Origin of the sequence: Bacteroides muris (ex Afrizal et al. 2022), from assembly GCF_004793475.1 — a bacterium.
Classification (GTDB): Bacteria; Bacteroidota; Bacteroidia; order Bacteroidales; family Bacteroidaceae; genus Bacteroides; species Bacteroides muris.
Map to the genome: position 1 here is coordinate 23,364 of NZ_SRYZ01000005.1, position 25,685 is coordinate 49,048.

General features: G+C 45.4%; 24 protein-coding genes and 1 pseudogene. 5 read left to right on the forward strand and 20 right to left on the reverse strand.

All coding sequences use genetic code 11. The features are described from left to right. Positions 1–375: 375 nt before the first annotated feature. The 4 genes and pseudogenes from mltG (at position 376) to E5355_RS03805 (ending at position 4,757) form a co-directional block, all read left to right on the forward strand. Positions 376–1,407, forward strand: a complete 1,032-nt coding sequence (gene mltG / locus E5355_RS03790) for an endolytic transglycosylase MltG (RefSeq protein WP_136009242.1) — start codon at positions 376–378, stop codon at positions 1,405–1,407. Positions 1,408–1,483: 76 nt separating this feature from the next. Continuing rightward, positions 1,484–3,076 carry a thiamine pyrophosphate-dependent enzyme gene (locus E5355_RS03795; RefSeq protein ID WP_136009243.1) on the forward strand — a complete coding sequence of 531 codons (1,593 nt, stop codon included), beginning with the start codon at positions 1,484–1,486 and terminating at the stop codon, positions 3,074–3,076. Between the two features lie 4 nt (positions 3,077–3,080). Then, positions 3,081–3,407: pseudogene (locus E5355_RS03800) on the forward strand (indolepyruvate oxidoreductase subunit beta); the annotation flags it as partial. Between the two features lie 42 nt (positions 3,408–3,449). Then, the gene (locus E5355_RS03805; RefSeq protein WP_136009244.1) at positions 3,450–4,757 is read left to right on the forward strand and encodes a phenylacetate--CoA ligase; all 1,308 of its coding nucleotides are present in this window, start codon (positions 3,450–3,452) and stop codon (positions 4,755–4,757) included. A 452-nt stretch (positions 4,758–5,209) separates the two neighbouring features. On the opposite strand, the gene rplT is transcribed toward E5355_RS03805, so the two are convergent. The 11 genes from rplT to E5355_RS03860 form a co-directional block, all read right to left on the reverse strand. Next, positions 5,210–5,560, reverse strand: coding sequence for a 50S ribosomal protein L20 (gene rplT, locus E5355_RS03810; protein WP_007214085.1), 351 nt, complete (start codon positions 5,558–5,560; stop codon positions 5,210–5,212). Positions 5,561–5,660: 100 nt separating this feature from the next. After that, positions 5,661–5,858, reverse strand: a complete 198-nt coding sequence (gene rpmI, locus E5355_RS03815) for a 50S ribosomal protein L35 (protein WP_016273436.1) — start codon at positions 5,856–5,858, stop codon at positions 5,661–5,663. Between the two features lie 67 nt (positions 5,859–5,925). Beyond that, complete coding sequence (infC, locus tag E5355_RS03820; protein WP_136009245.1) at positions 5,926–6,525, reverse strand: translation initiation factor IF-3; 600 nt, start codon at positions 6,523–6,525, stop codon at positions 5,926–5,928. A 121-nt stretch (positions 6,526–6,646) separates the two neighbouring features. After that, positions 6,647–8,587: a threonine--tRNA ligase gene (gene thrS, locus E5355_RS03825; RefSeq protein ID WP_136009246.1), complete on the reverse strand. Its 1,941-nt coding sequence runs from the start codon at positions 8,585–8,587 to the stop codon at positions 6,647–6,649. A 79-nt stretch (positions 8,588–8,666) separates the two neighbouring features. Beyond that, positions 8,667–10,721, reverse strand: a complete 2,055-nt coding sequence (locus tag E5355_RS03830) for a tetratricopeptide repeat protein (RefSeq protein WP_136009247.1) — start codon at positions 10,719–10,721, stop codon at positions 8,667–8,669. 116 nt (positions 10,722–10,837) lie between these two features. After that, a complete protein-coding gene (def, locus tag E5355_RS03835) occupies positions 10,838–11,395 on the reverse strand; it encodes a peptide deformylase (protein ID WP_136009248.1) in 558 nt (185 codons plus the stop codon). Between the two features lie 46 nt (positions 11,396–11,441). Next, on the reverse strand, positions 11,442–11,867 hold the full coding sequence (ruvX, locus tag E5355_RS03840; RefSeq protein WP_016273432.1) for a Holliday junction resolvase RuvX: 426 nt from the start codon (positions 11,865–11,867) through the stop codon (positions 11,442–11,444). A gap of 117 nt (positions 11,868–11,984) precedes the next feature. Then, the gene (locus E5355_RS03845) at positions 11,985–12,737 is read right to left on the reverse strand and encodes a YjbH domain-containing protein (protein WP_230469218.1); all 753 of its coding nucleotides are present in this window, start codon (positions 12,735–12,737) and stop codon (positions 11,985–11,987) included. Positions 12,738–12,863: 126 nt separating this feature from the next. After that, entirely contained in the window at positions 12,864–14,003 is a 1,140-nt protein-coding gene (locus tag E5355_RS03850) for an OmpA family protein (RefSeq protein WP_136009249.1), read from the reverse strand. A gap of 40 nt (positions 14,004–14,043) precedes the next feature. Then, positions 14,044–14,919: a DUF3869 domain-containing protein gene (locus tag E5355_RS03855; RefSeq protein ID WP_136009250.1), complete on the reverse strand. Its 876-nt coding sequence runs from the start codon at positions 14,917–14,919 to the stop codon at positions 14,044–14,046. A gap of 13 nt (positions 14,920–14,932) precedes the next feature. Continuing rightward, entirely contained in the window at positions 14,933–16,180 is a 1,248-nt protein-coding gene (locus E5355_RS03860) for a YjbH domain-containing protein (RefSeq protein ID WP_136009251.1), read from the reverse strand. Between the two features lie 121 nt (positions 16,181–16,301). Here E5355_RS03860 and E5355_RS03865 point away from each other — a divergent pair, with 121 nt between their 5' ends. Then, on the forward strand, positions 16,302–16,640 hold the full coding sequence (locus E5355_RS03865; RefSeq protein ID WP_136009252.1) for a hypothetical protein: 339 nt from the start codon (positions 16,302–16,304) through the stop codon (positions 16,638–16,640). A gap of 42 nt (positions 16,641–16,682) precedes the next feature. Here E5355_RS03865 and E5355_RS03870 read toward each other — a convergent pair whose 3' ends face one another. From E5355_RS03870 to E5355_RS03910, 9 genes are all read right to left on the reverse strand, one after another. Next, positions 16,683–17,648, reverse strand: a complete 966-nt coding sequence (locus tag E5355_RS03870; RefSeq protein ID WP_136009253.1) for a PCMD domain-containing protein — start codon at positions 17,646–17,648, stop codon at positions 16,683–16,685. Positions 17,649–17,673: 25 nt separating this feature from the next. Then, positions 17,674–18,780 (reverse strand): sulfotransferase family protein, encoded by a 1,107-nt coding sequence (locus tag E5355_RS03875; protein WP_136009254.1) that lies wholly within the window; start codon positions 18,778–18,780, stop codon positions 17,674–17,676. Between the two features lie 101 nt (positions 18,781–18,881). After that, entirely contained in the window at positions 18,882–20,345 is a 1,464-nt protein-coding gene (gene cysN, locus E5355_RS03880) for a sulfate adenylyltransferase subunit CysN (RefSeq protein ID WP_136009255.1), read from the reverse strand. Positions 20,346–20,384: 39 nt separating this feature from the next. Further along, positions 20,385–21,296: a sulfate adenylyltransferase subunit CysD gene (gene cysD / locus E5355_RS03885; protein ID WP_136009256.1), complete on the reverse strand. Its 912-nt coding sequence runs from the start codon at positions 21,294–21,296 to the stop codon at positions 20,385–20,387. Positions 21,297–21,302: 6 nt separating this feature from the next. Continuing rightward, the gene (gene cysC, locus E5355_RS03890; protein ID WP_136009257.1) at positions 21,303–21,908 is read right to left on the reverse strand and encodes an adenylyl-sulfate kinase; all 606 of its coding nucleotides are present in this window, start codon (positions 21,906–21,908) and stop codon (positions 21,303–21,305) included. Positions 21,909–21,930: 22 nt separating this feature from the next. After that, entirely contained in the window at positions 21,931–23,484 is a 1,554-nt protein-coding gene (locus E5355_RS03895) for an SLC13 family permease (protein ID WP_016273421.1), read from the reverse strand. A 7-nt stretch (positions 23,485–23,491) separates the two neighbouring features. Continuing rightward, entirely contained in the window at positions 23,492–24,316 is an 825-nt protein-coding gene (gene cysQ, locus E5355_RS03900; RefSeq protein ID WP_136009258.1) for a 3'(2'),5'-bisphosphate nucleotidase CysQ, read from the reverse strand. Between the two features lie 294 nt (positions 24,317–24,610). Continuing rightward, positions 24,611–25,111 (reverse strand): SPOR domain-containing protein, encoded by a 501-nt coding sequence (locus tag E5355_RS03905; protein WP_016273419.1) that lies wholly within the window; start codon positions 25,109–25,111, stop codon positions 24,611–24,613. Between the two features lie 50 nt (positions 25,112–25,161). Next, positions 25,162–25,566, reverse strand: coding sequence for a lipocalin-like domain-containing protein (locus E5355_RS03910; protein WP_016273418.1), 405 nt, complete (start codon positions 25,564–25,566; stop codon positions 25,162–25,164). Between the last annotated feature and the right edge of the window lie 119 nt (positions 25,567–25,685).

Consider the following 25,685-nt stretch of genomic DNA (forward strand, 5'->3'; position numbering starts at 1 on the left):
CATTGACACGTTCCTCATCGAGCTGACATGCTGAGAAGCCGAAATATCCATCATGAAAAAACACAGTTCCAAAGCATTCCTAACTTCTTCTCTCGTAGTTAGTCACTGCCGTTTTTGAGGTATCCCCGGCACGGAAATCGCCATAGGAATTAAGCACGTCCGAAAAGCTGACACCTTCAACAATAGAATTTACCTTTGTCACGTCCGTTACACTCTCTGTCTTCTTAATAGCAATTCGGGTAAGGGTTGTCATTCGGCAGAGGCAGAAAGGAGGAAGATGGTAGAGATGTCAGCTATCGAATTAACTGATATGACTTGATGGTTTTCACTCCATTTTTTACTAACTTTGCCCAACTAAAGACATTGTAAAATAAAATGGAAAAGAAGAAAATCATTATCGGAACATTCATCGCACTGACTCTCATCGGAGCAGCTTGTGCAGGAACAGCATACTACTATCTGTTTGCCCCGCAATTCCATCCGCAAAAAACAGTCTATATCTATATAGACCGCGACGACACCACCGATTCCATATATAATAAGGTGAAACGACAAGGCCATCCCCGGAGCTTCAACGGCTTCCGCTGGATGGCCCAATACAAGAAATATCCCACAAACATACACACCGGACGCTACGCCATCCGACCGGGAGAAAATGTATATCACGTATTCAGCCGTCTGTACCGCGGATATCAAGAACCTATGAACCTCACCGTCGGCAGCGTACGCACGCTAGACCGCTTGGCACGCAGCGTAGGCAAACAGCTCATGATAGACTCCACCGAAATAGCCGGACTGATGAACGACTCCGCATTTCAACAAAAACTGGGATACACCAAAGAGACTATGCCTTGCCTCTTCATTCCCGAAACCTACCAAGTCTATTGGGACATGAACGCAGAAGAATTTTTCGAAAGAATGCAGAAAGAGCACCAGAAGTTCTGGAACCAGGAACGCTTAGATAAAGCCAATGCCATCGGAATGACCCCGACGGAAGTCTGTACCCTCGCGTCCATCGTCGAGGAAGAAACAAACAATAATTCCGAGAAACCGATGGTAGCAGGACTCTACATCAACCGACTGCACACCAGCATGCCCCTGCAGGCCGACCCTACCATCAAATTTGCCTTGCAGGACTTCGGTTTGCGGAGAATTACAAATGCACATCTGGCGGTAGAATCACCCTACAATACCTACCTCAATGCCGGACTGCCTCCCGGCCCCATACGTATCCCTTCACCCATCGGGCTGGATGCCGTGCTGAATTATACGAAACACAACTACCTCTACATGTGTGCCAAAGAGGACTTCTCGGGTACCCACAACTTCGCATCCAACTATGCCGAGCATATGAAAAATGCAAGAAAATATTGGAATGCATTAAACGAAAGAAAGATTTTCAAGTAATCTGCTGATAGAATAAAAGCAAAATCCTATATTTGCGTCAAACATTAATCCATGACTAACACTTAAACATTCAGATATGAGCAAGCAACTCTTACTTGGCGATGAAGCCATTGCACAAGCTGCATTAGATGCCGGACTTTCGGGCGTATATGCCTATCCCGGCACTCCTTCTACGGAAATCACCGAATATATCCAGATGGCACCGGTTACTGCCGAAAAGAACATACATAACCGCTGGTGCTCTAACGAGAAAACTGCGATGGAGGCCGCCTTGGGCATGTCCTTTGCAGGCAAGCGTTCACTGGTGTGCATGAAGCACGTGGGTATGAACGTGGCTGCCGACTGTTTCATCAATTCTGCCATTACAGGAGTAAAAGGCGGTCTGATAGTCATTGCTGCCGACGACCCCAGCATGCACTCCTCACAAAACGAGCAGGACAGCCGTTTCTATGGCGACTTCTCCCTCATCCCGATGTACGAGCCAAGCAACCAGCAGGAAGCCTACGACATGGCGTACAACGGATTCAGCTTCTCCGAACAGACCGGCGAGCCCATCCTGATGCGCATGGTTACACGCCTGGCCCACTCCCGCTCCGGCGTAGAGCGCAAGGAACAACAACCGCAGAATGAGATTTCCTTCAGCGACGACCCGCGTCAGTTCATCCTTCTGCCGAGTAATGCACGTAAACGCTACAAAGCATTGCTGCAGCGCCAGGACGAATTTATCAAAGCCTCTGAAAACTCCGCTTACAACAAATACACCGACGGTCCCAACAAAAAACTGGGCATCGTGGCATGCGGCATCGGCTACAACTACCTGATGGAGAACTATCCCGAAGGTTGCGAATATCCGGTACTGAAAATCGGACAATATCCGTTGCCCAAGAAACAGCTGATGCAGCTGGTAGAGACGTGCGACGAGATCCTGGTACTGGAAGACGGGCAACCCTTCGTAGAAAAACAACTGAAAGGTTATCTGGGCATCGGCATCAACGTAAAAGGCCGTCTGGACGGTACCTTGGCGCAAGACGGAGAACTGAACCCAGACAGCGTGGCGCGTGCCATAGGCAAGGAGAACAAGGCTGAGTTCAGTGTTCCTTCTCTGGTAGAGATGCGCCCGCCCGCCTTGTGCGAAGGGTGTGGCCATCGCGACATGTACACGGTGCTGACCCAAGTATTGAAAGAAGAATATCCCACATACAAGGTATTCAGCGACATTGGTTGCTATACGCTTGGAGCCAATGCCCCATTCAACGCCATCAACTCTTGCGTGGATATGGGCGCATCCATCACCATGGCGAAGGGCGCTTCGGATGCCGGTCTGCATCCTGCCGTAGCCGTCATCGGCGACTCCACCTTCACCCACTCGGGCATGACGGGATTGCTGGATTGCGTCAACGAAAACGCCGACGTCACCATCGTCATCTCCGATAATGAAACCACCGCCATGACCGGAGGACAAGACTCTGCCGGCACTGGACGTCTGGAAGCCATCTGCGCCGGCATCGGTGTAGCCCCCGAACATATCCGCGTCGTAGTCCCCTTGAAGAAAAACTACGAGGAAATGAAGCAAATAATCCGGGAAGAAATCGAATACCACGGCGTATCCGTCATCATACCCCGCAGAGAATGTATCCAGACATTAGCACGCAAAAAAAGAAACAAGTAAAACCATGAAAAAAGACATCATACTTTCCGGCGTAGGAGGACAAGGTATCCTCTCCATCGCCACCGTAATCGGCAAAGCAGCCCTTAAGGACGGACTCTATATGAAGCAGGCAGAAGTACACGGCATGAGCCAGCGAGGCGGTGACGTGCAGTCCAATCTACGTATTAGCAACCAACCCATCGCTTCAGACCTCATTCCCACAGGAAAATGCGACCTCATCATCTCCCTGGAACCGATGGAGGCACTGCGCTACCTCCCCTACCTCAGCCCCGAAGGTTGGTTGGTGACCAATGAAGCTCCCTTCATCAACATCCCCAACTATCCTGCAGAAAAACTGATATAAACTATAATTGACCCTAAATTTCACCATACCATGAATAACAAATACTGGGAAGAAGAGATTGAAACAATGCCCCGTGAGCAGTTGCGCGAACTGCAACTGCAACGGTTAAAGAAAACTGTCAGCATTGCCGCCAACTCGCCCTATTACAAAAAGGTATTCCAAGAGCATGGCATCACCGCCGACAGCATCCGGTCTGTAGAAGACATACGCAAGATACCCTTTACCACTAAGGCCGATATGCGCGCCAATTATCCTTTCGGATTAGTCGCAGGAAATATGCGTGAGGACGGAGTACGTATCCATTCTTCCAGTGGCACTACGGGCACACCGACAGTCATCGTACACTCTCAACACGATTTGGACTCTTGGGCTAACTTAGTGGCCCGCTGCCTCTATATGGTAGGCATCCGTAAGACGGATATTTTCCAAAACAGCTCCGGCTACGGCATGTTCACCGGAGGACTGGGTTTTCAGTATGGAGCAGAGCGTCTAGGTGCACTGACTGTTCCGGCCGCTGCCGGCAACAGCAAGCGCCAGATTAAGTTCATCAACGATTTCAAAACCACTGCCCTGCATGCTATTCCCAGCTATGCCATCCGTCTGGCCGAAGTATTCCAGGAAGAAGGTATAGACCCGGCCGGTACAAGTCTGAAAACGCTTGTAATCGGCGCCGAGCCCCACACAGACGAGCAACGCAGAAAGATTGAGCGCATGCTTGGTGTCAAAGCCTACAACAGCTTCGGTATGACGGAAATGAATGGTCCCGGCGTAGCTTTCGAATGTACCGAACAAGACGGCATGCATTTTTGGGAAGATTGTTACCTGGTCGAAATCATCAATCCCGAAACCGGCGCCCCCGTACCGGAAGGTGAAATCGGCGAACTGGTACTGACAACCTTAGACAGAGAAATGATGCCGCTCATCCGTTATCGTACACGCGACCTTACCCGCATTCTGCCCGGCAAGTGCCCTTGCGGACGTACCCACATCCGTATAGACCGCATCAAAGGCCGTAGTGACGACATGTTCATCATCAAGGGAGTCAACATCTTCCCCATGCAGGTGGAAAAGGTGCTGGTACAATTCCCCGAATTGGGCAGCAATTACCTCATCACGCTCGAAACGGTCAACAATCAGGATGAAATGATTGTAGAAGTTGAGCTCAGCGACCTCTCTACCGACAACTATATCGAGCTGGAGAAGATTCGCAAAGCAATCACCCGTCAGTTGAAAGATGAGATTCTGGTCACCCCGAAATTACGGTTGGTAAAGAAAGGCTCCCTACCACAGAGTGAAGGAAAAGCTGTGAGGGTAAAAGATTTGAGGAACAACAAATAAACCGTAAAACCTCTTTTCAAAACAGACCATCTGTTTCACAATCACCCGCATCCGCATAAAAAGAAAGAGGAACAGTTATCCAAACAGATTACCGTTCCTCTTTTATAGAAAGCCGCACCGATGATGTGATGAAACTCCGTATGACATGATTTGAGTGCTCCTCCTCTTTGTAATCCACCGACTCAAAAGTTACCCCGAAGGGCGTGGCCCGCCATTGAGAAGCAAAGCTTGTCTCGGTATTTCATAAAAATTGATGAGTTTCCCGATTCAATCAATGCGGCTATTTTTTCTATAACAAAGGTAATGAGTTTCTATGAAAGAAACAAGAAAAAGCAGCAAATTGTTTCAAGTCCTTTTAAAGTTTTCCTCCCTTCCAGGACTATCAGAAGACAAAAAGTGCTGACTACCAAAATAGTAATCAGCACCTTGCGATTTATTTGCTAACTGTGTTTTTACGCAGCCTTTGCTTTAGCAACGATAGCCTTGAAAGCTTCCGGATGGTTCATCGCTAAATCAGCCAATACTTTGCGGTTGATTTCGATACCGGCTTTGTGCAAAGCGCCCATCAGCTTAGAGTAAGACATACCTTCCAGACGAGCGGCAGCATTGATACGCTGAATCCACAAAGCACGGAAGTTTCTCTTCTTGTTCTTACGGTCACGGAACGCATAGGTCAAACCTTTCTCCCAAGTATTCTTGGCAACAGTCCAAACGTTCTTTCTTGCACCAAAGTAACCTCTGGTCAATTTCAAAATTTTCTTTCTTCTTGCTCTAGAAGCAACATGATTTACTGATCTTGGCATAGTTTTACTTGTTTTTGAATGTTAGCGCCGTTACTTCACGCAGCGGACTTAAAGCTAATGCATTCGGTTAATAACTTTAATACTTTTGTACGCTTTTCAATTACTTCATTGCTAAAAGCTCTTTCACTTGGCTTACATCTGTTGTACTGACAAGTGTAGAGTAGCACAAATTTCTTTTCTGCTTCTTAGTTTTCTTAGTCAAAATGTGACTATGAAAAGCGTGCTTTCTTTTGATTTTACCTGTTCCGGTAAGAGTAAATCTCTTTTTAGCACCGGAGTTAGTCTTCATCTTTGGCATCTTTTTTAAACTTTTTAATTATTAAATTATATGGCAACGCACTATACCTATGGCGTTACTCACTTCTTTATTCTTCTGTTTCAGCCGACACAGCCTTTGGCGCATCTTCTGCAGGCTTGGGAGCTACGTTCTTCTTCGGTGTCGTCATCTTCTTCGGAGAGAGCTGAATAGTCATTCTCTTTCCTTCCAGAACCGGCATCTGGTCTACTTTCGCATAGTCTTCCAAGTCATTGGCAAAACGGAGCAGCAACACTTCTCCCTGCTCTTTGAACAAGATGGAACGGCCTTTAAAAAACACGTAGGCTTTCACCTTATCGCCATCTTCCAAAAAGCCTTTGGCATGCTTCAACTTGAAGTTATAGTCATGGTCATCAGTCTGAGGTCCAAAACGTATTTCCTTCACGTTTACCTTCACCTGCTTTGCCTTTTGCTCTTTCTGACGCTTCTTTAACTGGTAAAGAAATTTAGAATAATCAATAATACGACAAACAGGGGGTTGTGCATTCGGAGAAATCTCCACGAGATCCGCTTCATGTTCTTCAGCAAGTCTTAAAGCCTGCCCTATCGGATACACTTTTGGTTCTACTTCATCGCCCACTATGCGGACTTCTTTGGCCCGGATTTGTTCGTTAATCCGATGTTGCCCTTTTAAGCTGTCATTCTTCATTAAATAACGTTTACTTCCAGTTTGTTTCTTATTTACTATTCCCAAATTAATGTTTTATGTTAAGTAAAAGCAATCTTTAGAACATCCAATATATGCTATGCTTCTACAATTGGGCGCAAAGTTACCATTTATTTATCATATTCTGAACTTCTTCGTTCATTTTTTTGGCAAATTCTTCAAATTTCATGGTTCCTTTATCACCTTCTCCCTGCTTGCGGACAGCAACTTCCTTATTTTCAGCCTCCTTTTCACCTACAACCAGCATGTACGGAATACGCTTCATCTCATTGTCACGAATCTTACGACCAATCTTTTCATTGCGTTCGTCCACAATGGCACGGATGTCATATCCCTTCAAGTATTGTTTCACTTCATGCGCATAGTCGTTGAACTTCTCGCTGATAGGCAGAATAGCGACCTGGTCAGGAGTCAGCCACAACGGGAACTTGCCGGCCGTATGCTCAATAAGAACAGCCACAAAGCGTTCCATAGAACCGAACGGAGCACGGTGAACCATTACGGGACGGTGCTTCTGATTGTCGGCACCGGTATATTCCAGCTGGAAACGTTCCGGCAGATTGTAGTCCACCTGGATGGTACCCAGCTGCCAACGGCGACCGATGGCATCCTTCACCATGAAGTCCAGTTTCGGACCATAGAAAGCGGCTTCGCCATACTCTATTTTCGCCTTCAAGCCCTTTTCTTCACAAGCTTCGATGATGGCGCGTTCTGCCTTTTCCCAGTTTTCGTCGCTACCGATATACTTCTCACGGTTCACTTTGTCGCGCAAAGAAATCTGCGCTTCGAAGTTTTCGAAGTCCATAGATTCGAACACGATGGAGATAATATCCATTACACGGAGGAATTCATCCTTTACCTGGTCCGGACGGCAGAAGATATGCGCATCATCCTGCGTGAAGCTACGCACACGTGTCAATCCGTGCAACTCACCGCTCTGCTCATAACGGCAAACCGTACCGAACTCTGCCAGACGCAAAGGCAAATCTTTGTAAGAACGGGGTGAGTTTTTATAAATCATACAGTGGTGAGGGCAGTTCATCGGTTTCAAGAAGTACTCTTCCCCTTCTTCCGGTGTATGGATAGGCTGGAATGAGTCCTTACCATATTTTGCATAGTGACCGGAAGTGATGTAAAGCAATTTGTTGCCGATAGGCGGACACATTACCTCTTGATAATCGTAACGAGCCTGGATGCGGCGTAAGAAGTCCTGTAAGCGGATGCGCAGTGCAGTACCTTTTGGCAACCACATCGGAAGTCCCTTACCTACCGTGTCGGAGAACATGAACAAGTCCATCTCCTTACCGATTTTGCGGTGGTCGCGCTTCTTTGCCTCTTCCAGCAGAACGAGATACTCATCCAGCATCTTCTTCTTAGGGAAGGTGATACCATAGATACGGGTCATCATTTTACGGTCTTCTTGTCCACGCCAGTAAGCACCGGCAACGGAAGTCAGCTTGATAGCCTTGATAGGAGCTGTGGTCATCAAGTGAGGGCCACGGCACAAATCAGTAAACGCACCTTGCGTATAAGTAGTGATGTGACCGTCTTCCAATTCGGAAATCAGCTCGCATTTATAAGTTTCTCCACGGTCGCCGAACATCTTCAAAGCATCTGCCTTGGCAATGTCTTGTCTGACAACCGCTTCTTTCTTAGCCACCAATTCAGCCATTTTTTTCTCAATGACCGGAAGGTCGGCTTCCTTGATAGTCGTTTCACCCGGATCCACATCATAGTAGAAACCGTTTTCGATAGCAGGACCTATACCGAACTGGATGCCCGGATAGAGCTCTTGCAAAGCCTCGGCCAGCAAGTGGGCACTGGTATGCCAAAAGGCATGCTTGCCCTGCTCATCCTCCCATTTATAAAGAACCACTTCAGCGTCTTGCATGATAGGACGCCCCAAATCATAAGTTTCTCCGTTCACGCCACAAGCCAGCACATCCTGTGCCAGTCGCGAACTGATGCTTTCTGCAATCTGCAGTCCCGTTACTCCTTCGTTATATTCACGAACAGAGCCGTCTGGAAATGTTATCTTTATCATAGTTTATATGTATATTTCATTTTTCAGAACGCAAAAATAACTAATTCTTTTTGATATTCTATTTTTTAGCAAAAAAATGTTATTCACGTGTAACTGTAAACCTCTTTATAATGTTATAGGCCGACACAATGCCCAACTCTCCGGCTTTACTCAAATCGGAAATACCTTGTTTGTTATTCCCCAAAAAGATATGTGTCAATCCACGGTTAAAGTATGCTTCTGCAAAATCGGGACTCAACTCAATCGCCTTATCATAATCCACCAAGGCGGCACGGTAATCCTTCAGTAACGAAGACACATTGCCACGGTTATAATAGCCATAGACAAAATCAGGAGCCAATAGAATAACGTGATCCAGGTCATTCTTCACAACTTCATAATCGATGGCCGTCACTTCTGGCTTCTTCATTTCCGTTGTACCCGAAGTGGCGCCTTCACTCATTGTGGCTTCGGCCTTTTTATATTCCAGTTGCTTATAACGCACCAAAGCACGCATAAAGTATGCCGGGAAGAAAGTATCATCCAACAAAATACTTTTCGTAAAGTCATCTATGGAACTGGCAAAATCCTGAACCAGATAAAAATCCAGACCTCTCATGAAACGTTTTTGGGCATTCCTCTCATCAGCTACCACATCAGACGTATGAGCATCTATCAAAGCAAAGTGGAAACGTACTTGTTCCTCCGTCAGCGGAGCCTCCATATTGGTAATGCGCAGTGGCTTCGGGAACTGTTTCGAATGGTTCAGTTCCTCGATATACTTATGATAATGTACGATACGCTTCACATCGCTCAATTTCTCATAATATGTCAAAGCATACATCGGCTCAAGCTTGATGGTCACATTCCGGTCTTGTACGCGTCCGCGATAATCGCTCTTATAACGCTGGTCAGCTTCCGAATCGTCCGCTATTACAATTTTCCGATAGTTTTCCATGTTCTTGTCCGATTTCTTACGTGTTTTCCCGCCATTGGAGTTTTCCGAAGAATTATCCGCAACATCCTTACTGTCGCTATCTTCTTTTTTCTCACCGGAAGAAACACCGTTGCGCTTATCAATCTGCATCTTCATGATTTTGAACTCATCCTGTTCAGCCCCCTTATGGTCGCCAATCTTTTTACGGGCTTCGGCACGCCGATAATAGCCTGCCATAAAATTAGGATATTCTGCAATCACTTTGGAATAGTCGCTGACTGCTCCCCGGTAATCCCCCGTTTGAGCACGCAACAAACCACGATTGAAGGTAGCCATCATGTTGTCCGGCTCTATCTTCAACACAAAATCAAAATCTTCTATCGCCCGGTTGTCATCGCCTACCTGGGCACGCAGCAACCCCCGGTTGTAGTGCCCGAGAAAATTATTCGGATCAATATCCAGAGCCAAGTCATAGTCGCTCATGGCACCTCTCAAGTTATTCTGATGGAAACGCGCCAAGGCACGGTTGATATAGTTGCCGGCATTCTTTGCACTCAGATGGATGGAGTGGTCCAAATCAGCTTCGGCCTCTTTATACTTCCCCTGCTGAAGACGTACAATGGCTCTTGCCCCCCATCCGTCCGGGTCATAGCGGTCCATACCGATAGCTTTGTCAAAATCATGCAAAGCCTGTATCGTATCGTTCTGTTTCAGAGAAACTTCACCACGCATAAGATAAGCACGTGTATATCTGGGGGCAATTGTCAGAAGCGTACCCAAATCTTCCTTAGCCGACTCATAATCTTCTTTTTGAATATGGCAAAGGGAAAGGTTATGCCAAAGCACCAGATTCTCGGGGTCGTATTTGAGGGCAGTTTTATAATCTTCAATCGCCCCGTCAAACTTGTTCTGCCGGATACGTGCCAGCCCCCTGATTTGGTAAGCACCTACTACGAAAGGATTTCTTTGAATCGCAGCATCACAATCACTCTCCGCTCCCTGATAGTCATCCAAATTGATTTTTGCCAGTCCACGGAAAAAATAAGGCTCATACAAATAAGGTTTCGCGTTGATTACCTGATTAAAATATTGGATAGAAAGCACGTAATCCTCAAAATACAACGCATTCCGAGCAATGGTCATCACCCGTTCCGTATTGATTTGTGCATACAACAATGTAGGTAACAGCAAAATAGCCGTCAGTATTTTTTTTATCATCTTGTTCTATAAATGCTTGTAAACGAAACAAAAGTAACGTTTTTCATTTACTTGTCGGGATTAGCGGAACACTTTTTATATTTTTTGAGCCTTTTATACCATATTATATGATTGACTTACTTCTTGACGGTTTTCACCTTATAAGTACAGTGTGCCTTGCCTTTCAACATAGCGTTCAGTTTTCCTTTAATCATCTGCTTGCGAAGCGGAGACAAATGGTCTATGAACATCTTTCCTTCCAGATGGTCGAATTCATGCTGCATTACGCGTGCCAGATAACCTTCGACAACCTCCTCGTGTTCTTCCAGATTCTCGTCCAGATACTTCACACGTATCTTATCGCCACGCTTCACAGATTCATGAATTCCCGGGAGGCTCAAGCAACCCTCATCCATAGACACGGTTTCACCTCCCACTTCCAAAATATGGGCATTGATATACACCTTACGAAAATCTTTGTATTCCGGCAAATCTTCAGACAGAACATCCAAATTGATAACCACAACACGGATAGGAAGACCTATTTGCGGAGCTGCAAGCCCTACACCTTCGGCATGGTCCATGGTTTCAAACATATTCTCAATAAGTTCCTTCAAGTTCGGATAGTCCGGAGCAATATCCTCTGCCACCTTTCTCAATACGGGCTGGCCGTACACATAAATGGGTAAAATCATTTCCTTAATTACAATATTACTTAATTACACATTACTTCCCTATACATTATAAGAAGGAGAAACGCTTGTTCTCCAAATAAGTTTGCAGAATAATAGTCGCACTGATTTCGTCCACCAACGCTTTGTTCTGGCGAGCTTTCTTCTTCAAGCCGGCCTCAAGCATCGTCCGATGAGCCAGAACAGAAGTAAAACGTTCGTCTACATATTCAACCGGCATGTCAGGCAGTTTCTTCTTCAACGAACGGACAAAAGGCTCGATATTCCTCATGTTTTCCGAAGCCTCATTGTTCATCTGCTTAGGCAGACCTACCAAAATCCGCTCCACCGGTTCCTTAGTCACATAATCAAGAAGGAACTGCAACAGTTGGTGTGTAGGCACAGTTGTCAGTCCATTGGCAATCATCTGCAATGTATCGCTCACGGCTATTCCCGTACGTTTCCGACCGTAGTCTATGGCTATTATTCTACTCATAATGGGCTACAAAATTACGATTAAAATTTGGATTTTGCCGTTAATCTTACATATATAATACAGAAAAAGGGGATGTCTGGTAATATCAAACATCCCCTCCTCTGATTTTTCCACTAATTATTTCAGATGAATTTTGTATGTCAGCCCTCCACTGAAATACTTCATCCTCTGCATTTCCAGCTGCACATGCAGATGCTTGAACAGCAGATAGGTGGCTCCCAGGGCAAAGTCCTTGGAGTCATATTCCGCTATCACCCTCAACTGCGGATGAAAGGAGGGATTGTAGGTGACACCCAATGCCAGCCCGTTCAGCTTGTACTCCTTGCGGTTGTTATAAAGGTAGGAAAGGTGAACACCCACTTCCTCCTTGCCCATGACGGGTATATGCTTGGAAGCAGCAATATAGAAACGGCTGTAATAGCCGTTACCTTCCGTGGTGCCGACTTGTCCCCCTCCGGAGGAAGTGAACGGGTCGGACGTCCCCAGCACGACAGCCGGCATGTATTTCCAGAACTGTCCCTCCTTCAACACACGCAAACGGGCTGAAAAGTAACGGTCCTGGTTCGTGAATCCGCTGTACCCGTATGGTTTCAGGCCCAACGCCTCCGCCTTGAAAAGCGTACATGTGTAGGCCACTTCCAGAAAGGGGAAGATGGTGACATTCAGAAAATAGTTGTAGGTATGATAGTACCAGGTGGGCGGTGTGAGTTCCTTGTTCAGGAAGTTGCCGCCGACCATGAAAGTCTTGTCGCGCTGCATCTCCGCAGAGGGTGCGTGCAACAGCCCCGTCGTACCATACGTCAGCTGAGAAAAGGCCGATAGGGAAAGGCTGCAAGACAGAACGATAAGAAATAGCTTGAACTTCATCATCACATATAAATTCAGTCGCTGATAAAAATGGGTTGCTTTATAACATGCATCGGACATAGTACCAAAAAAAGGCGTCTGAGTCCCAGACGCCTTCATTTTTAGAGTCTATTTGTCACTTGGAGTATATTATTCCAGGATAACTACGCGGTTCAAGAAGTTCTTGCCGAACATATTGGCAGTACCACCGAATCCTACGAGTTCGAGCTGGTCTTTGTCAACACCCTGAGCAATCAAAGCATCGTAAACAACCTGAGCACGCTTTTCAGACAGCTTTTGGTTCCAAGAAGCGCTACCTGTAGCCTTGTCTGCATAACCTGCAACCTTGTACTTCTTGTCCGGATTAGCCTTCAGAATCTTGGCAGCCAATTCGATGTTAACTTTACCATAGTCGTCCAGACGGGCGCTACCAATCTTGAAGAAGATAGCACGCGGACCGGCAACTTCAACTTCCTTGGTCACTTCCTTCACTTCCGGTTTAGCATTAGCCAGTGCGTTCTTGCAGTTAGCCAAATCAGCCTGAGCTTGAGCCAGCTCGCTTCTGTATCTGTTGATTTCTGCATTAACAGCATCTTCGTCAATGTTAGAAGCCTTCACAAATTTCTTGCCACCGAAGATGTAGCTTACACCTGCGGTCAGCATACCTGTACCTTCAGCCTTGCGATGGCTGCTGATGTTACCGAAAATGGACGGAGCGATAGCACCACGAGCTTCTACGTCGATAGCCCACTTGGTGTTGATGTTGAACTTCAAGCCCAAACCGGCAGAAGCGCCTACACGAGCACGCATTTCAGCTTCACCGGCAGGAGTCATAGACTGTGAAGTACCGTCAGCACTAATTGTAACATCTACATTTTGAGATTTTGCTACAGAGATTTGAGGTCCCAAGAAACCGTAAACTTCGAAGAAACGGTTAGGATTGACACCGGCAAACAATGTAGAAAGATTAATCATTGCATCAATGTTACCGCCAACATAAGTCTTGTTGTGTTCCCAATATGCGTCATCCAAGCACAAGTGTTGTGTAACACCGTTCACCTGAGCACGTACACCCCAGGTCGGAGTAATCAGCTTACCCAATGATACGCTGAAATGCGGAGCAATCTTATTGAAACCGTCATTGTTGATGGCGTGAATACCACCACCTACACTGACAAAAATATTATCGCTCCATTTCGGAGTATAGTAGTTTTTCTTTTCTTGTGCATTCAGGTTTGCTGCACAAGCGCCTGCCAATAGTAAGGAGGCTATCATTAATTTACTTTTCATTTTCTCTTTAGTTTAAGATAAATAACAACTAAAACCTCTATTAATCAAGTTCACCAACACCACCACCGGCATTGCCTTCACCATGACCATGACCATGACCGTGGCTATGACCGTGACCAGGAATATCTTGATTTTCAAGAACAAACAGTGTAGAAGTTGTATAATCATCTACTTCAATAGAAGCTAAAGGCTCTGTTTCAGCTTTTGTTACAGCCTTCTTCACTACTTTATATTCAGTTGTTTCAACAGTATAAGTAATAGATGCAGTTGTTCTAGAGTTAGCATAAACTTTATACTTATTCTCCGGTGTTGTTACTGTCGTTTCCTGATATGTATTCTCAAGCGTGTTAAAGAAAGATTCAATAGCTGCGCGTTCAATAAGATCAGTTGTATTGATTTTCTTTTCACCTACTTTTGCACCTTTTTTTACTACATAAGGGAATGATGGAATGTCAAACCAATAAAGCTCGGGGTTATCCCAAGTCTTAACTTTAGGATTCGTTACTGGTTCAAGTTTTGTAGGTTCTGCTACAATCTTAGTATCTGCATCTTCTTCTTGAAGAATGATAGTCGGAGTCAGAGTAGCAAATTGACCAGCTTGCAAAGCAGGAACCTTAACCGTAACAGTTGCACTCAAACCATTATAAGAAGCTGTAACATCAACACTCTTAGCAGCCAGAGTAGGATTACCTGTAAATGTCAACTCTTCAGGTGCGATAGTGGCTTGGCCAGTTACATCTGTAGTAACACCATCCTCTATAGCAAGCACAATCGGGCTGATAACAGCTTGTGCATTAGTAGGAGTTACATTAACGTTGAACTCTTCCTTCTCACAAGAAGTTAAAGTTGTAGCCAAAGCTACTACGGCAAACGCAAATACTGCACTTATGCCGTTTAAGAATTTAATCTTTTTCATCTCAATTAATTAATTAAAAATTTAACAATTCTGACTTAATAAAATATGGGTTAAAACTATTCTTTTCCATTATATTGTCGCTAGCTTCTGCTTTATACTGTCTATAATAGTATCTTTCATTACCCGCATTATAAACAATACCCATATTGGCAGAGGTATTCACACGGGGTATATATCCTTTCCTTTTATATTTATAAGGAGGTAATGCCACTTGAAATCGGAAGCCTCCATTCATCTTTGCATGTTCTGCTTTCATTGCATAGAAACCAATCGAACAATAGCGAAAATGGCGCATCATTTCAAATTTAACACCTTTCTCCTTCAACAAATACTGTTCAGCTTTCAGATTAAACTGAGTGTTAAATTGCGGCCAATAAAAACTACCGCCCACAGACCACGTAACAAGCGCTGTCGAAGGATCATATACATAACGAAATCCGCTCCAATATCCCATTCCTGTATACCCAATCTGAGCCATTAAGGAAAAGCGTTCATCCTTAAAAGGACGATAAAATTGAGCATCTACTCCATATTGGTTAGCACTAAAACACCCTACAGCCACCTTACCAAACACATTATACGGTAGTCGAAAACGCTGTGATATCGTAATATGCCCCGGATGAACTTTATCTTCAAACCTTCCATATCCGTCATTATAAACCGGTATCTTCACTTGCGCCGTTAACTTCATGCCTTTCCATAACGAAACCTCTATCGCAGGGCTCAAATCAAACAAGACCTGGTAAATCTGTGTAATCACCAGATTCTTGAAAGCTAATTGGGGATACACCAGTACATCAACCTTAAACAAAGAACTATTCTTCAACTTTATTTTCCGTGCACTCTCCCAAGCGTCACCCAGCTCATAGCTTACATGCCAGTCTTTACGCTCTGCCTGAGGCACCGAATCACCCTTTAGAGGATGATAATAAAGAGAAATCTGAGGCACATTATTATCCAGAACTATTATCCGGCACGGTTTTTCTTCCGACAAACCCGTCTTCTGGATAACATCCACCGCTTTGCCTATGCCTACGCCTTGCAAACGATATGCAGAATTCTGCAGAACATAAACACGTTCATCGTCATCTTCCGTCCATCCAACATTTTCAAATCCCATTTCCACTAAAGCATCTACAGTACTTTCTCCCGTTTGACAAATTCCTTTTAAAGGAAGCAAACAGAATAAAAAGAACGCCGCACACCGTGCTATTGTTTTAGTATCTAGGCACTTTTTTATGTTAGAGTTTTTATACCTCATTTTTTCAACCTTTTTTGTGTCCGTATAACACAAAATGCGGTGCAAAAATAGATACATTTTTAATAATACCAAAGATTTTTATCTGAAAAGATGAAATAATATCGTTTTTTCTTCAAAAAGAATGAATAGAAAAATTATTTGCAAAAATAGCGGCTGCACCGGAAAAACCATAAACCTGAGGTCTGGCGACGTAAAGGTCAACTTGAGTGGTGCAGAGGTCAACTCAGGCGATGCAAAGCTGACATTGGTACACTTGGTACAGAGGTTCATCCGTCCTCTTGCCTCACACACGCGCGTATGCGCGCCAGGCCAAGCGAAGTACGGAAAGACAGGCCCTCTTAACCTTCCGGTATTTGCGACCGATGCCGTAGGATTCCGTCAGGTGTTACAGGATGCCGGTCCTGATTTTTCTGCCCTTTTCGGATTCCCCCCTCTCTTTCCCGCGCGTACGTGTGTGTGAGGCAAGAGGACGGATGAACCTCTGTACCAAGTGTACCAATGTCTAATAAACCAATTTTACATTGTCAATCCATAGCGAGTTGCCGGGAGACCCTATATAAGCCCCACCATGACTAGAGGTGAATTGCAACAGCAAATGAGTGGGCACATCGTCCTCCGTGCCCCAGGCAACCTCCTTAACCGGTACACTTTCTCCTTTACTATTAACTGCATAGCGTTCTTCAACCTGAAGGCGCATCATGTGAGCCTTGTATGCAGGATCACCGGTAATATCACCGTACATGATGGAATAAGTGGCATTATTATGCCAACCGGTAGTAGTATAATATCTTACGACCATCGTTCCTACGCGCTTGGCATAGATATTCCCCTTCTCATCCTCCCAGCGCTTTTGCAAGAACAGATTCACTTCCGGAAAGTCCTTTCCTTCCACATCTGTGATACGGCTAAAGCCCGTTGCACGGATACGCTTCTCGCGGTCGGACATCTTTACTTTATAATCAAACTGTATGGCGATAGGTTTCTTTGTAAAAGGTATGCCGGAATTCAGCATTTTCTGCGGATTCTTGGTTCCCTTGATAGGTTCGTGCACCTCACCCAGAAACATGGATCCGGCAGCCAGCACTGTGATATCCACGAGTCCAAAAACCTTTACACTCTCCATACGGGTGTCCATGCGGGCGCAGAAACCATCTCCCCTTTTTTCCGGAAAAACAGAAGTATTGGTTTTCGTAATACCGGCTACCCGGGCCATCACATTGGATGTCGCCCATGGCGAACCTCCCATATTCTTATATGCCTTGGTTTCGGTGACAGTGGCAGCGGGCCCGATGGCATACACATTCTTCGTAGCACCGCCAATAATACCGGACTCCTTGATTTGACGGTCAATCCACTGATCCATATTTCCGAAAGGAATCAACTCTATCTCGTGCTGCTGCGCAGAAACAAATCCGCAACAGAGCATGGCGGACAGCACTCCCCATATACGAACTTTCTTTTGAATCATTTTTTTCATTGATAATCGGCAGTCATTATAAATCGTAATTCCACTGTTGCAGCGCAAAATTCCAGTTATCCTGAACCAACTGCACCGTACGCTCATCATACTTGTATCTATTCTTCTTATACCCTTTCTTTCCGCCTACATACTTCTCAATATCGGCACGCGCTTCTGCAAAACCCGGTATGGACAAGGCCTTGTAGATATGCTCAGTCATTCCCATCGCATCCGCTTCGAAGTCCTCAAACTTCACCTCTATCAGATTTCCTTCAGGAATACATGCCTTGTCCGCCTCGTACTTATGATACAGTTTGGCATAAATGGACAATATGTTCTTTTCAAGTTCCTCATTACTGATGTCCTGCAGTTTCAACGGCTGAATGGTGTTAGTAAAGAAACTACGTGTACTTTCGAAAACAGTATAAGGATTGCGCATCAGATAGATGAACTTAGCATTGGGGAACATCTTGACAAGCTCTTTCACACGTCCCGTATGAGGCGGATTCTTACTAAGGAACTGGGTTCCGTTCGTATTCCAAAGAGAAATCTTTATCAGTTTGACGAAAGTCTCCTCAAACACTTTCAGTTCTTGCTCCGTGATATCATCAAACAGCAGGTATTTATCGGCATACTCTTGCTGATACTTGGGCAGAAACCAGAAATTATAATAGGTGTAGGGCATCATATTTGCCAAAGCAAACTCCTCTTCCTGTGGAAGGTCAACAGCAAGCTCCATATTGTCCGTGGGACGTTTGTCCGGCATCAGCCAACTCATGTTCTTCTTAAAGAAAGGCTGCCCCCACATCATAAGATGCGGAAATACAGTCTGGTATGTCGTGTTGTAGCCGAAATGCCTGTCGCAGGAGAAGACATTATGCACAAACGTAGTCCCGCTACGCCAGTGTCCCAAAATGAATACCGGGTCGTGCTCCAGAGGCTTAGCAGCCAGAAGCTTTTCATAGCGCCTGTCCTGCAGAGGAGCCAAAGTGGACAGCAGACGGCAGACGGCTTTTGTCAGCCGGTACTTACCTTTGTAGGCGGCACCGATATCACGACCGCCTGTTATATCCTTGAATGTCTTCCAATCCGCACCTACCAATGTGTTTATAGGAAGCTTGTTGAATTCTAATAATCCCATTATAGTCTATATATTAATATATTACATTTAGCACACATATACCTCTCACGGCAAAAGCCGTTTCCTCTGCAGGAAACGGTCATACTCCGCACAAGTAACGTCTATTCCTTCTCTATAATCACTGCAATGCCCTGGCGTTTAAGTTCCTTCACAGCCTTTTCGATAGCCTCATAATGTTCGGGAGCAATACCCAACTTAGGCAGGTTCAGCACAGGCATGTCCTCGGACAAGTGCATATCCTTATCCTCCATCCTATCGATAATCATACCTACAGCACTGGTATTGTTGGTTATCGGGTCTATCAGGATAAACGAACCGGTAGCCTTATTCTGCTGATAAGGGTCAAAGAAAAGCTCTTTGGCAGTAGTCAGCACCACGCGCGCAATTTGATTGAGCTGCATCGGCAATGTTTCCTTGCTCAGTTTTCCGTTGTCAAGGGAAAGATGCTCCATCGTATTGACATCCACCTTATACTTAATGCTGTCGATACGGGTGCGGCTTATATTGGTGGTCTGCTTGATGAAGAATGATTTGTTTATATCCATCGGCTCTTCATCCATCCAAACCAGCATCGTCTCAAAATTGCGGTCCATGACAGGCAGGTTATCCGGATGTACCAGCATTTCCCCTCTCGACACATCTATCTCGTCTTCCAGCGTCAAAGTGACGGACTGGGGCGGAAAGGCGTAATCCAATTCGCCGTCGTATGTAACTATACTCTTGACATGCGACTTCTTGCCGGAAGGCAATGCCATCACTTCATCTCCCTTACGGACAATGCCCGAAGCCACCTTGCCGCAAAAACCACGGAAATCGAGATTGGGGCGCAAGACGTATTGAACCGGGAAACGAAAATCCTTCAGATTATGGTCATTGTCAATATGTACCGTCTCCAGGAAGTCAAGAAGTGAAATGCCCTCATACCAAGGAGTACGTTCCGACTTCTCCACCACATTGTCTCCGTCCAAGGCTGACAGCGGAATGCAGTTCACATCAGGAATGCCCAACGGAGCTATAAACTTCCGATACTCATCGACTATCTCATTAAAACGTTTTTCGGAAAAATCCACCAGGTCCATCTTGTTAACAGCAAGCACCACATGCTTGATGCCCAGCAACGACACCAGGAAAGTATGCCGGCGCGTCTGCGTAATGACACCCATACGTGCATCCACCAGAATAATTGCCAAGTTGGCCGTAGAGCCTCCGGTAATCATGTTGCGCGTGTATTGCTCGTGTCCCGGAGTGTCGGCAATGATAAACTTACGGTTATTGGTCGAGAAGTAGCGGTATGCCACGTCGATGGTGATGCCTTGTTCGCGCTCTGCCTTCAAGCCGTCCAGCAAAAGGGCATAGTCTATATGGTCACCGGCATTTCCCATGCGTTTGCTGTCACGCTCCAGTGCGTCCAGCTGGTCTTCGTACAATTTCTTGCTGTCGAACAACAAACGGCCTATCAATGTGGATTTTCCGTCATCCACAGAACCGGCAGTCAACAGCCTCAGCAAATCCTTTTGCTCATCTTTGTCAAGGAAAGCCTTTATATCAAGTGTAGAATCGTTCATCCTAATCTTTCTGTTTTTAATTCTTAATTTCTAATTCCTTTAGAAGTATCCCTCACGCTTCTTCTGCTCCATGCTTGCGTCCTGGTCGAAGTCAATGACCCGGGTTGTCCGTTCACTCTTGGTAGTGGTCATCATTTCTTCGACAATCTTCTCGATGGTATCGGCATCGCTTTCCACAGCACCGGTCAAGGGCCAACAGCCCAACGTACGGAAACGCACCATACGCATCTTTATCTGGCCGCGGTACTGTTCCGGCAAACGGTCGTCATCTGCCATTATCAGATTTCCGTCAATCTCCACGCAAGGACGTTCCTTGGCAAAATACAACGGCACAATAGGAATGTTTTCCAGACGTATATATTGCCAGATGTCCAGCTCCGTCCAATTACTTAACGGAAATACGCGGATGCTCTCTCCCTTATGTACGCGGGCATTATAAATATCCCACAACTCGGGACGCTGATTTTTGGGGTCCCATTGATGGAACTTGTCGCGGAAGGAGAAAATACGCTCTTTAGCGCGTGACTTCTCCTCGTCGCGGCGAGCGCCACCGAATGCAGCATCAAACTTATGCTTATCCAATGCGTGGAGCAAAGCTTGCGTTTTCATCAGGTCCGTATGTACCTTGCTGCCATGCGTAAAGGGTCCGACCCCCGCATTGAAAGCTTCCATATTGCTTTCCACTATCAGGTTCCAACCGTACTTCCCGGCATACTCGTCACGAAACTCTATCATCTCCTTAAACTTCCACTTGGAATCGATGTGCATCAACGGGAACGGCACTTTGCCGGGAGCAAACGCTTTCTCGGCCAAGCGCACCATAACCGAAGAATCCTTGCCGATGCTATACAGCATCACCGGATTCTCAAACTCCGCCGCCACTTCACGGATAATATGAATGGACTCTGCTTCGAGTTCCTTCAAATGGCTCAATTTATATTCTTCTTTCATTATATTTTATTTCTTCTGAGTTCTTGGTAAAATAAGTTCCAGCAGCTTGTTGACTGATTCTTCCAGGCTGAGAACAGAGGTGTCCAACGTCAGAGCCGGATGGACAGGTTCCTCAAAAGGCGCGGAAATACCCGTAAAATTCTTGATTTCTCCCTTGCGTGCCTTGGCATAAAGCCCCTTCACGTCACGGCGTTCACACTCTTCAAGCGGGGTACTGACATAAACTTCCAGAAAATCGTCTTGTCCGATAATATCAGCCGCCATCTCACGAATATCGTTATTGGGACTGATAAAAGCCGCAATTGTTATGATACCCGTATCAAGAAAGAGTTTTGATACTTCGGCTATACGCCGGATATTCTCCACACGGTCGGCCTCCGTAAAACCGAGGTTATTGTTGATGCCACTACGAATATTGTCACCATCCAAAATACGGCAAAGCAATCCCCTCTTATGAAGCTCACGCTCCAAGGCAATGGCTATCGTGCTTTTGCCGGATCCGCTCAAACCGGTAAACCAAATCATCACGCTGCGCTGCTTCAACAAATCTTCTTTGTCCTTCCGCATCAGCATTCTGTCAAATATCGGATATATGTGATTGTTTTCTTCCATATGTTATTATTTCTTCTTTTTTTTAAAATGGCCAAATTAAAGGAATCAAGAAAACGGATATCAAGAAAGTGATGATATTCAAAGGCAATCCGATACGTACAAAATCCGTAAACTTATAGTTACCGATACCTTGTACAATCAAATTAGTCTGATATCCTATAGGAGTGGAGAAACTGGCAGAAGCCGCCATACAAATCACCACAAAGAAAGGCATTGGGCTGACTCCCATCTGTGAAGAAATGGAAAGTGCCAACGGGAAAGCAAGTGCCGCAGCCGCATTGTTCGTAATCAGTTCCGTAAACAAGTTCGTTATGATAAACATAGCAGCCAGTAACACGTGGGGGCCATAATGATGGCTCATGCCTATAATGAAACGCGCCACAACATCCGCCACACCGGAATTCACCATCGCCTTGCTGATGGCAAAAGCACAAGCAATCGTAATCAGAATATCCCAAGATATATACTTGGTATACTTGCGGGCCGGGAATATCTTTGTCCAGGCCATAATGATGGTAGTAATGGAAACGAAGAAAAACATGTCCAGCTTGATTTTCGGGAAAGCTTCCTTGACAGCCGGAAGTTCACCGACCGTCGCACCCACTATCATCAATATCAGCAAAGCCAAGGCAAACCAGCGCTTTCCCTTTCCGGGCACCGGTTCCGTATCCTTGCCATTGGCCAGCAACACGAATACCGAAGATTCCCCCCAGGTCTTTACAAAAGAGTCATCGGCCATCACCACCAGCGTATCCCCTTCGCGGAGATATTCATTTTCCAAATTTCCGGCAATGCTCTGACCGCTACGCTTAATCTCTTTCACTTCGGCCCCATAATGCCGTTTGAAATTAAAATCACCCAGTTTCTTGTTGATACCGGGAAAACGGGCACCGAGTACAGCCTCCACCCGATGCAAATCTCCATGCTCCTCCGGCTCCTCATCAAGCTTCACCGCATCCGTACGAACATCCGGCAAAAGCCTTGAGGAAAAAGCGAACAGATAAATAACTCCCACAATCGCAATGAAAATCCCCACTTTGCCCAACTCGAACATTGCGAAACCCTCATATCCGGCTTCCAATATCATACCATGCACCACCAGATTGGTCGATGTGCCTATCAACGTACAGATACCACCAAGTATCGTAACGTATGAAAGAGGTATAAGGAACTTGGTAGCGGGCAACTTCACCGATTCCGCCCAACGCTTGATAATGGGAGCAAAGATAACAACCACCGGAGTATTGTTTAGAAAAGCTGAAATAAAGGCGATGGTGGGTAACATACGGAATTGTGCTTTAAAGACCGTAGTCTTACCTTGGGGAAGCAGTTTCTTGATTATTTGCCCCAAGGCACCCGACTGCCTGATACCTTCACTGACCAGAAACAGCATGGCGACGGTCATCATCCCCTTATTACTGAACCCTTCCAACATCTCCTTAGGAGTGAGGATACCTGCACACAGGAACAATACTACGACGGAAAAGAGTACCATGCCCGGACGCATTTTATCCAGAACCAAGGCAATCACCATGCCCAACAATCCCAACAGCACAAACAAAATCTCAAATGTCATAAAATCGTTATTTTATTTCGGTACGTTCAGGCTCTACGATGAACCACGGATTCAGCAAATCCTCCTTATTATATTGCAAAGGTTCCTCCTTCCCCGCCTGATAAATCTCCATTCCGGCAGCACGTGCAATAGCATGCCCTGCCGCCGTATCCCATTCCATCGTAGGAGCAAAACGAGGATATACATCAGCCTTGCCTTCAGCCACCAGACAAATCTTGAGGGAACTCCCGCTTGATATCAGGTCGACTTCCGCATGGCTGCGTTTCATCTGTTCTATATAATCTTCCGTCTCGGGCGTCAGATGTGAGCGGGAAGCCACAATTACAAACCGCTCATGCGCGCTTGTCTCCGGCAACCGGACAGCTTTCGCAATCAGTTCATCCCAAGGCATTCCATCACGTGCAACAATACCGGACAGCTTATAGGCACCCGAACCATGCACGCCAAAATAAAGTTCTTTTTTTACCGGCAAATAAATGACTCCCATCACCGGTACCGACTGATGTACCAAAGCTATATTCACTGTAAACTCACCGTTCCTCTTTATGAACTCCTTCGTACCGTCCAAAGGGTCTACAATCCATAAGGTCTCCCAACTCCGTCGTTCCGGAAAAGGCAAATGCTTACCTTCCTCGCTCAGCAGAGGGAAAGGTGTATCAGCCAAAAAACGGCAGATAGTTTCATGAGCCTTACGGTCGGCAATAGTAAGAGGAGAATTATCCGCTTTTTTTTCTACCTGAAAATCCGATGCCGGATCATCGTAAATGGAAAGAATTTTCTCGCCAGCCTGCAAGGCGGCATCAATCGCATTCAGTATATATCGTTGTTCCATACTATATTCTTCTCAAAGATAAAGTGCAAAATTAAAAACTTTTTCAGGCCCGAAAGTTTTCACCCCTTGTTTTATAACTTCTTTTAAACGAAAGAGAGAATATTATAAGCACTTTTCACAATCAGGAAAATAAAGCCGGAGCAAAGAAACAGAGGGAAGTATTCACGAAGGAAGAGGGAATAAAATTCTTTCGGCATATCATCAAAAAGGCAGTAACTTCGCAGTTACTGCCTCATCATGAAAGGAAACATATATTCCTTTCTGTTCTGTTATGAATTACCAAAAAGAATTCTATTAATTGACGCTATACAGCAGCCATGCTTTCTGGAAGTCATCATTCGAAGGATGCTTGGCCTTGAAAGAGTCGCGCAGATTCTCGGCGGATGCTCTGTCATCGAATGTACCGATAACTACACGATACAGATTTCTTTCTGCATTGTAAACCACCATTGCAGCATAACCTTCATTCACCAATGTCTGCTTCACACCTTCTGCATTAGCTTTCACGCTATAAGCTCCGCAAACCACACTGAAGGTTTTCAAGCTGGTACCACCTGATACCACAGTCACCTTTTCCTGACGCATGCCGACAGGTGCGCTTTCCACCACTTTCACTTCTACCGGAGCGGTAACCACCGGAGCCACCTCTTCAGCAGGGGCAGTTGTTTGCGGCTCGGCCAATTCCTGCTGTTTTGCCTTTTCGTATGCTTTCTTATAAGCACTTTCACTTGATTTACAAGAAGAGAATGCCAGAGCTATGCACACTCCCATTCCCAATACGGCTAATCTTTTCATCTTTTCTATTGTTTTTATTAGTAAAATCTATGTCTATTCTTATCTTTATCTCAAAATTTCCGAAAAACTGATTTCGTGCTCCCATATTCCAAACGCAATGAAGAGTAGGACAATTCTTCTACTTTAAAGGTGCGTTTTCCTTCCGGCCATCCGAAATAAGTATCATAATTTTCATCGTTAACACTTTCGGGCAACAAAATAATGGAAATTTCAGCACCTTTCAAAGAATAATTTCCAAAAAACGTAGTCAATCCGCCATCTTTCAACAAACATATGGCAGAAAAACTTCCTTTTTGAAAATTATAGAATACACTGTCCACCTTTTCCGATGTACCGTCGGCATATTGGTACTGACGCAACTGCCACTTACCGGCCAAGTCTCCTCCACCATTCATGCAAGCAGTCAGAGTACAAGCCAGTGATACGATCCAAAGATATTTTAAATGCGATTCCATCTTTTTTCCATCCCATTTCTAAATATGGAACAAAAGTACACCATAACATGCGATTATACCTCAGCTTCCTTAGTTAAATATAATTAAACCCTACCATAAAAAGAGATTTCCCGAAATAC